The 8840-nt window shown below is 69.6% G+C and carries 9 protein-coding genes; 2 read left to right on the top strand and 7 right to left on the bottom strand.

The window, feature by feature from the left end; all coding sequences use genetic code 11:
- Window positions 1-35: 35 nt before the first annotated feature.
- Window positions 36-686: an MIP/aquaporin family protein gene (locus DW309_RS01540; RefSeq protein ID WP_136037148.1), complete on the bottom strand. Its 651-nt coding sequence runs from the start codon at window positions 684-686 to the stop codon at window positions 36-38.
- Between the two features lie 255 nt (window positions 687-941).
- On the opposite strand from DW309_RS01540, the gene DW309_RS01545 reads away from it, so the two are divergent.
- Window positions 942-2297, top strand: a complete 1356-nt coding sequence (locus tag DW309_RS01545; protein ID WP_136044350.1) for an APC family permease — start codon at window positions 942-944, stop codon at window positions 2295-2297.
- Window positions 2284-2505 (top strand): multidrug transporter, encoded by a 222-nt coding sequence (locus DW309_RS01550; protein ID WP_136029719.1) that lies wholly within the window; start codon window positions 2284-2286, stop codon window positions 2503-2505. Before DW309_RS01545 ends, DW309_RS01550 begins: the two co-directional genes overlap by 14 nt.
- 62 nt (window positions 2506-2567) lie before the next feature.
- Here DW309_RS01550 and DW309_RS01555 read toward each other — a convergent pair whose 3' ends face one another.
- The 6 genes from DW309_RS01555 to DW309_RS01580 all read right to left on the bottom strand — a co-directional run bounded on the left by DW309_RS01555 (window position 2568) and on the right by DW309_RS01580 (window position 8676).
- Complete coding sequence (locus DW309_RS01555) at window positions 2568-3338, bottom strand: SDR family NAD(P)-dependent oxidoreductase (RefSeq protein ID WP_136037150.1); 771 nt, start codon at window positions 3336-3338, stop codon at window positions 2568-2570.
- Window positions 3335-3949 (bottom strand): nucleoside/nucleotide kinase family protein, encoded by a 615-nt coding sequence (locus DW309_RS01560; RefSeq protein ID WP_136044351.1) that lies wholly within the window; start codon window positions 3947-3949, stop codon window positions 3335-3337. Before DW309_RS01560 ends, DW309_RS01555 begins: the two co-directional genes overlap by 4 nt.
- 77 nt (window positions 3950-4026) lie before the next feature.
- Entirely contained in the window at window positions 4027-5037 is a 1011-nt protein-coding gene (locus DW309_RS01565; protein WP_136044352.1) for a sugar ABC transporter substrate-binding protein, read from the bottom strand.
- Window positions 5038-5084: 47 nt separating this feature from the next.
- Window positions 5085-6128, bottom strand: coding sequence for an ABC transporter permease (locus tag DW309_RS01570; RefSeq protein WP_240744513.1), 1044 nt, complete (start codon window positions 6126-6128; stop codon window positions 5085-5087).
- Window positions 6125-7624, bottom strand: a complete 1500-nt coding sequence (locus DW309_RS01575; RefSeq protein WP_136044353.1) for a sugar ABC transporter ATP-binding protein — start codon at window positions 7622-7624, stop codon at window positions 6125-6127. Before DW309_RS01575 ends, DW309_RS01570 begins: the two co-directional genes overlap by 4 nt.
- Window positions 7621-8676 (bottom strand): NAD(P)-dependent alcohol dehydrogenase, encoded by a 1056-nt coding sequence (locus tag DW309_RS01580; RefSeq protein ID WP_136044354.1) that lies wholly within the window; start codon window positions 8674-8676, stop codon window positions 7621-7623. Before DW309_RS01580 ends, DW309_RS01575 begins: the two co-directional genes overlap by 4 nt.
- Between the last annotated feature and the right edge of the window lie 164 nt (window positions 8677-8840).

Consider the following 8840-nt stretch of genomic DNA (forward strand, 5'->3'; position numbering starts at 1 on the left):
ACCCCGAGGGGATGCGGCGCTCCGGTGTCACGGTGTCACTCGGCGGCGGCGATCTTCTTCGCGTCGTCGGTGTTGAGCACGCGGAACAGCACCGCGGCGATGATCGCGCCGACGGCCGGGGCCACGATGTAGAGCCACAGCGAGCTCCACGCGAAGTGGCCGCTGACCGAGAGGCCGAGGGCCACGGCGGGGTTGAAGCCGCCGCCCGAGATGGAGCCGACGGTCGCGGCGCCGATGAACACGGTGGCGCCGATCGCGAGGCCGTAGAACGAGTTGCCCGCGGTGTCCTTCGACGTGGCGGAGTTCAGCACGACCCACACGAGGATGAGCGTGAACAGCGCCTCGACCAGGAACGCCGGGCCGACCTCGATCACCATGGCCTTGTCGCCCGCGGGCCAGACGGCGAGCGCGGCGAGGGCGGCGAGCGCGCCACCCACGAACTGGGCGATCAGGTAGGCGATGAAGTCGGCGACGCTGAGGCCGCCGCGGAGGAAGACGCCGAGCGAGACGGCGGGGTTCAGGTGAGCGCCGGAGATGTGGCCCGTGGAGTACACGAGCACCATCAGTGTGAAGCCGATCGCGAGCGGCGTCAGCGGGCTGCCGCTGTTGATGGCCGCGATGATCGCGAGGACGAAGAGGAAGGTGGCGATCGCTTCGGCGATGGCCTTCCGCGGTGTACCGGTCATGAGTGTGCCCTTTTCTGTGGAACCGAAGGCGGCCACCCCGTCCGCTCGGCAATTCGTAGCCGACGACCCGCCTTGCGGCACTGAGGATAGCGGCCGCGGTGGGCCGGGAGGCGGAGCCGCGCGGTCTTTTCTGGGAAAACGCTGAACGGGGCGCTGTCGCACCTGAGGACGGTGCAAGGCCGAAGGCTTCGCGCATGCCCCGCGCCCCTGTCAAGCCCGTCGCCCGTGGCCGTCCGCTCCCCCTAGCGTGCGAGCATGACCTCCCAGACTGCGCCCGCGACCGAGGCGCCCACCAAGCTGCGGCGCGCCATCACCGGCCCCCTGCTCTACGCCTTCATCCTCGGCGACGTGCTGGGCGCGGGCATCTACGCGCTCATGGGCGTGCTGTCGGGCAAGGTCGGCGGCCTGCTGTGGGCACCCCTGGTGCTGGCGCTGCTGCTGGCGCTGCTCACGGCGGGCTCCTACGCCGAGCTCGTCACCAAATACCCGCGCGCGGGCGGGGCCGCGGTGTTCGCGGAGCGCGCCTTCCACAGCCCGCTGGTGTCGTTCCTGGTGGGCTTCAGCATGCTCGCGGCCGGGGTGACCAGTGCCGCGGGGCTGGCTATCGCCTTCGCCGGTGATTACCTCAGCACCTTCGTCGACCTGCCGACCATCCCCGTCGCGATCGCCTTCCTCGCACTCGTCGGCCTGCTGAACGCCCGGGGGATCCGCGAGTCGATGGGCGCGAACCTCGTGATGACCGCGATCGAGCTCAGCGGTCTGGTGATCGTGATCGTCGTCGTCGCGATCTTCGTGGGCGGCGGCGGTGGCGACGTGTCGCGCGCGATGGCCGCGCCCGAGGGGTCGAACGTGGCGATCGCCGTGCTCTCCGGAGCCGTGATCGCGTACTACTCGTTCGTCGGGTTCGAGACCTCGGCGAACATGATCGAAGAGGTGAAGGACCCGCGCCGCACGTACCCGCGGGCGCTCTTCGCCGCCCTGATCACCGCCGGCGTCGTGTACGTGCTCGTGGGGCTCGCGAGCGCGATCGCCCTCCCGTCGTCCGAACTGCAGGAGTCCAGCGGCCCGCTGCTCGCCGTGGTGGAGGCCACCGGGATGAACGTGCCGTCGTGGCTGTTCAGCCTGATCGCCCTCATCGCCGTGGCCAACGGCGCCCTGTTGACCATGATCATGGTCAGCCGCCTCACGTACGGCATGGCCGAGCAGAACCTGTTGCCGTCCGTGCTCGGACGCGTGCTGCCGAAGCGGAAGACCCCGTGGGTCGCGATCCTCACCACGACCCTCGTCGCGATGGGCCTCACGCTCGTCGGCGACCTGGCCACTCTGGCCGAGACCGTGGTGCTGCTGCTGCTCGTCGTGTTCCTCAGCGTGAACGTGTCGGTGCTGGTGCTGCGGCGCGACCGCGTGGAGCACGACCACTTCCGCGTATGGACCTTCGTGCCGGTGCTGGGCGTCGGGTCGTGCATCCTGCTGCTCACCCAGCAGCGTGCGCAGGTGTGGCTGTTCGGCGCGATCCTGCTCGCGGTGGGCGGGGTGCTGTACGCCGTGGCACGCTGGACGCGTTCCCGTTCGACGACCGACGACCAGAAGGAGCATCATGAGCACGCCTGACCACGACCGCACCGGCGACGACCGCGAGAGCTTCGAGGAGAACCGGCACGACCAGCTCACCTCGGCTCCCGATGCGACCGAGGCCGACGCCGCCCCCCGCATCGACGTGAGCGAGCACGACGGCACCACGCGCGTCGACATCCGCGACGACGCCGAGGTGCGCCCGGGCCCCGGCCCCGGCATGCCCGAGGCCGACGGCGAGGACTGACCCCGAACGTACGAACGCCCGCTCTCCTCCCCCGGGAGCGGGCGTTCGCGTGTGCGCCGCGATCAGAACAGCGTGTAGCCGCCGTCGACCACGAGCACGGTGCCCGACATGAAGCTCGCCGCGTCGGAGGCGAGGAACACGACGGACGGGCTGACCTCGCTCGGCGTGGCGTAGCGCTGCTGAGCCGAGTCCTCGATCCAGAAGCGGCGGAAGCGCGGCTCGTCCACCGGCGACATGTCGGTCTTGATGTATCCGGGCGCGACGGCGTTGACCCGCACGCCGGACGGGGCCCACTCCGCCGCGAGCGACTTGGTGAGGTGGTGCACCGCGGCCTTGGAGGCGTTGTACGCCGGCTGGAACTGCGGACGGTTCACGATCTGCGCCGAGATCGAGCCCACGTTCACGATCGACCCGGAGCCGCGGGCGACCATGTGCGCGCCGACGGTCTGCGACATCCGCCACAGGGCCGTGAGGTTCGTGTCGATCACGTGCGACCACTCGTCGTCGGTCACCTCGAGCGCCGGACGGTGGATGCACGCCCCGGCGTTGTTGATGAGGATGTCGAGGCGTCCGCCCGCGGCGTCGATGGCCTCGGCGGCGATGCGGTCGACCGACGCACGGTCGGTCAGGTCGCCCAGCACCACCCAGGCCCGGCGCCCCACGGCCTCGATCTCCGCCGCGGTCTCGCGTGCCGCCGCTTCGTCGCGGCCGTGCACGACCACGTCGGCTCCGGCCTCGGCGAGCGCGCGGGCGAACTCCCGTCCGAGGCCGCGCGTGGCGCCGGTGACGAGGGCGGTGCGGTCGGTGAGGGCGAATGTGTCCATGACGCTCATGCGTCGTCTCCTTCGGTCGGGGTGAGGATCGCGTCGGCCCGGTGGCGGGTCGCGCGGATGAGGTCGGCGTTGGGGCCGTCGACGTGGGTCGCCCAGGCGACGGCGTCGTCGTGGGAGCGGCCGTGGGCCTCGTGACGGGCGACGAGGCGGCGCACGCGCAGTCCGTCGGGCACGTCGAGGTACCAGACCTCGTCGAGCAGCGGGCGCACGCGCTCCCAGCCGCCCGCGTCGTGCAGCAGGTAGTTGCCCTCCACCACGATCACGCGGTCGGAGGCGGAGAGCGGGAGGGCGCCGGCGACCGCGGCGTCGAGGTCGCGGTCGAAACGCGGGGCGAGTACGGCCTCGCCCGCGCGGAGTCGGGTGAGCAGGGCGGCGAAGCCGTGCACGTCGAAGGTCTCCGGGGCGCCCTTGCGGTCGCGCAGTCCGAGACGGTCGAGGTGCTCGTTGGCGAGGTGGAACCCGTCCATCGGCAGCACCGGTTCCCCCAGGGCGGCGGCGAGCGTGGACTTGCCGGCGCCGGGCGGCCCGACGACGCCGAGTAGGAACGGACGTGCGTCGCGGGAGAGCTCGCGCACCCGGACGGGGGCGTCGGCGGCGGTCAGTGCGCGCATCGGGTTCTTTCGGGGAAGGGACGGGTGGGGGGCACGGGCCGGGGGAACGGGCGGCCGCCCGCTCCCCCGACGCGGTGTCACTGGTCCAGCAGACCGGCCTCCTTGTACAGGTCGATGTACTCCTGCACGTTGTCCTTCGTGATCAGCGGGTTGCCGATGTCGACGTTGACCTCGTCCTCGGCGCCCGTGAGCAGGTCGTGCACGGCCTTGAGGTTCAGCTGCGCCAGCTCGCGGGCGTTCTGCAGCGAGGTCGCCGTCATGGTCCCCGCCTCGATGAGCAGCGTGGCCTCGGGGGTGCCGTCCACGCCGAACGCGAGGATGCCGTCGAAGCCGCTCTTGCCCTTCACGGCCTCGAGCGCGCCCGACGCCATGTTGTCGTTCATCGAGATGATCGCGTCGATCTGCGGGTTCGCGAGCGACCAGTCCTCCATGAGGGTCATGGCCTCGTCCTTGTTCCAGTTCGCGATGTCCTCCGCGACGATGTTCACGTCGCTGCGCTTCTCGAAGAACTCCTTCTGCCACGCGTCACGGCGGGCCGTGCTGTGGAAGTTGCCCGCCGGGCCGTTCAGCACCACGACGTTGGCGCCGTCGGGGATCTGCTCGACCGCGAGCTCGGCGACCACGGCGCCCTGCTTGTACGGGTCGGCGTCGACCGAGTTGCCGCCGCTCAGGCCCTCGACGCGCGGGTTCGTGGTGATGGTCACGATGCCCGCGTCGATGGACTGCTGGATGTACGGCAGCTGCGCGTCGGCGTTGTTCGCCTGGATGATGATCGCGTCGAACCGGTTGGCGATCGCGTTCTCGATCATCTTGTTCTCGATCTCGTCGTCGGCCTGGCCGTCGAACACCTCGAGAGTGATGTCGTCGTAGTTGCCGGCTTCCTGCTTCATCTCGTTCGCGAGCCACGCGGCGAACGAGTCGGCCTGGGCGCGGGCGATGTACGCGACGCGGTACTCGTCCTTGTCCTCGGAGGCGCCTCCGCCGCCGTTCCCGGCCGGGTTCCCGGTGGTGACGGCGCAGCCGGCGAGGCTGATCGCCGCGGCGGCAGCGGCGCCGAGCGCGATGATCCTGCGGGTAAGACTCTTCATTGTCTTCTCCTGTTTTCTGTGGGTGGGTGAAGCGATGGACGGAGGGGTCAGGACGAGGTCCTGCCGCCTCCCGGATCGGATGCGGACGAGGAGGCTCCGACGGGGAAGGGGTCACCCTTCGCGTCGGACTTGAGGATGGTGGTCTTCGCCTTGCCGCGCTTGCTGAAGACGTCGTAGGCGACGGCGACGACGATGATGGCGCCCATCACGATCTGCTGGATGTACGAGCCGATCCCGATGAGGTTCATGATGTTGCCGAGGATGCCGACGATCAGCGCGCCCGCGAGGGTGCCCATGACCGTGCCGACGCCGCCCGAGAAGCTGGTGCCGCCGATGATCGGGGCGGTGATGGCCTGCAGCTCGTAGCCGACGCCCGCGTTGGGGAGCCCGGCGTTGACGCGCGACATGAAGATCACGCCCGCGATGCCGACCAGGGCGCCGTTGACGAGGAACGCCTGGTACTTCACCCGCTCGACCGAGATGCCGGCAGCGCGAGCCGCCTCCTCGTTGCCGCCGACCGCGTAGACGGAGCGGCCGTAGCGGGTCTGGTTCATCAGGTACCAGATCACGATGGTGACGCCGATGAGCACCAGCACCGGGATGGGCAGCCAGCCGAGGTTGCCCTGGCCGATGAGGATGAAGTCGCCCAGCTGCAGCACGTTCTGCCCCTGCGTGAGCTCGAGCACCGCGCCGCGCGCCATCAGCATCATGCCGAGGGTCACGATGAACGCGGGGGTCTTCAGCGTCGCCACGAGGAACGCGTTGACGAGGTTGCAGAGCATGCCGATGAGGATGCCGGCGAGGATCGCGAGCAGCAGGTTGCCCGTCGACTTGTAGACCAGCACCGACACGACGCCCGCGAACGCCATGACGGCACCGGCCGACAGGTCGATCATGCCGCCGATGATGAGCGTCATCGCGCCGAACGCGAGGATCGTGATCACGGCGACCTGGCGGAGCACGTTGAAGATGTTGTCGGAGCTCAGGAAGTTCGGGCTCAGGAAGCTCGCCGCGACGATCACCACCAGCAGGATGATGTAGATCGAGAAGCGGTTCACCTCGAGTCTCTTCAGGTTCTGGAGCATTGTCATGCCACCTCGATTTCATTCATGGCGTAGGTGAGGATGGTTTCCTGCGAGAACTGATCGGGCGTCAGCTCCGCGGTGAGGCGTCCGGCCGACATCACGTAGATGCGGTCGCACATCCCGATGAGCTCGGGCAGCTCGGAGGAGATCATGAGGATGCCGCGGCCCTGGCGGGCGAGCTCGGTCATGATCTTGTAGATCTCGAACTTGGCGCCGACGTCGATGCCGCGGGTGGGCTCGTCGAGCAGCAGCACCTTCGGGTCGGCGATCAGCCAGCGGGCGAGGAGCACCTTCTGCTGGTTGCCGCCGCTGAGGTTCGCGATGCGCGTCTGCAGGCTGGGCGCCTTGACGTTCATCTTCTGGAAGTACTCGGTGACGAGCTTCTCCTCCTCGCGGCGCCGCGCGAAGCCCCCGCGGATGACCTTGCGCAGGCTCGCCAGCGTGGCGTTCTTCATGATGCTCAGCTGCGGGACGATGCCGACCAGGCGGCGGTCCTCCGAGAGCATCGCGACGCCGGCCTTGATCGCGTGGGTGGGGTTCTTGATCTTCACGGTCTTCGTGTCGACCTCGATCTCGCCCGCGTCGAGCTTGTCGAGCCCGAACACCGCACGGATGACCTCGCTGCGTCCGGCGCCGATGAGCCCCGCGAGCCCGACGATCTCGCCCGCGCGGATGTGCAGGTCGATGTCCTCGAACATGTGCGCGGCGGAGAGCCCGGTGGCGCGGAACACGGTGTCGCCGATCTCGACCCGCTCCTTGGGGTAGGACTGGTGGTCGAGGTCGCGGCCCACCATCTGCGCGATCACCTGACTGGAGGTGATGTCCGCGGCGGGCTGCGAGCTGACGACGGTGCCGTCGCGCAGCACGCTGATGTCGTCGGCGAGCTCGAAGACCTCGTCCATCTTGTGCGAGATGTAGATGATCGACTTGCCCTGGGCGCGCAGGTCGCGGATCTTCGCGAACAGCGACTCGACCTCCTTGTGCGCAATGGCCGAGGTCGGCTCGTCCATGATCAGCACGTCGGCGCTGTGGTAGACCGCGCGCAGGATCTCCAGGGTCTGGATCTCCGACACGGTGAGGGTGCCCAGGCGCCGGTTGATCGAGAACTCCAGGCCCTCCTCGGCGAGGATGCGGCGGGCCTCGCTGCGGATGAACCGCCAGTCGACCTTGCCGTACTTCATCGGCAGCCGGCCGAGGAAGAAGCTCTCCGCGATCGTCATGCCCGGCACGTAGTTGAGCTCCTGCGAGATCATCGCGATGCCGCGGGCGCGGGCGTCGATGGGGTTCTTGATCCGCACCTCCTCGCCGCGCACCCGGATCGTCCCGGCGTCGGGCTGGTAGATGCCGTTGATGATCTTCATGAGCGTCGACTTGCCGGCGCCGTTCTCGCCGCACAGGGCGTGCACGGTGCCGGGGCGCACGTCGAAGGAGACGTCGTCGAGGGCCTTCACCCCGGGGAACGACTTCGACACCCCCTCGACCGACAGCAGCGTCTCGCTCATGACGCCGCCTTGACCGACGGCTCGTCCACGCGCCGGGTGCGGGGCAGGACGATGCGCTTGAGCGAGTCGATCGACCCCTCGCCCGACAGCGCCTCCTCGACCTGCTCGATGCCGTACACGTGGGTGACGAGCGAGTCGAGCTCGACCTGGCCGGACTCGAGCAGGGCGCGGGCGATGGGCCAGGTGCCGGTGTAGCGGAAGATGCCGGTGACGTTCAGCTCGCGCATCGCGACCTCGGGCACCGAGAGCGGGAACTCGTCGGCGCTGCCCACCAGCACCACGGTGCCGCCCGCGCGGGTGGATCGGATGCCGTTGACGATCGCGGGGGTGGCGCCCGAGGCGTCGATGAAGACGTTCGCCGCCAGCTCGACGGTGGACTCCGCGGCGGGGTCGACCACGCGGGCGCCGTAGGAGGCGGCGAGCTCGCGGCGGGCCGGGTTGATGTCGGCGACCACGACGTCGACCGCGCCGAACGCCTTCGCGACCTGCGCGGCGATGATGCCGATGGGGCCGCCGCCGGCGATCAGCACGGTGTCGCCCACCTTGATGCCGCCCTTCTGCGCGGCGGCGATGCCCACCGACAGCGGCTCCATGAGCGCGGCGGCGTTGTCGCTGATGGCGTCGGGCACCTCGTAGGCGAAGTCGTCCTGGATCAGCACGTAGTCGCAGAAGGCGCCGTCGATCGGCGGGGTGGCGTAGAACTCCATCTGCGGGCAGAGGTTGTAGTCGCCGGCGCGGCAGAAGTCGCACCGGCGGCAGGGGCGCTGCGGCTCGATGGCGACGCGCTGCCCGACGCGGGCGGGGTCGACGTCGGCGCCGACCGCGACGATCCGGCCGCTCACCTCGTGGCCGAGGATCAGCGGGGTCTCGACGATGTAGGGTCCGATGCGTCCGTGCTCGTAGTAGTGCACGTCGGATCCGCAGACGCCGACGCTCGCGACCTCCACGAGCACCTCGTCCGCGGCGGGCGTGGGGACGGGGCGCTCCTCGAGCACCAGGTCCTTCACCCCCCGCAGCACGCTGGCGGTCATCGTGGACGGGATCTCAGACATGAGTGTCCTCTCTCTCGGGGGAAAGCGGGTGGGCCGCGGCTGGCTCGGCCTGCAGGTCGGCGAGGTGCAGGTAGCGGTCCCACACGTCGCTGCGGTCGGCGGCGGGCTCGGTCACCGAGGTGGTGGCGGGGCGCCAGGCCGCGGTCACGGCGGCGACCGTCTCG

Origin of the sequence: Microbacterium sp. K41, assembly GCF_004794395.1 — a bacterium.
In the GTDB taxonomy this organism is placed as follows: Bacteria; Actinomycetota; Actinomycetes; order Actinomycetales; family Microbacteriaceae; genus Microbacterium; species Microbacterium sufflavum.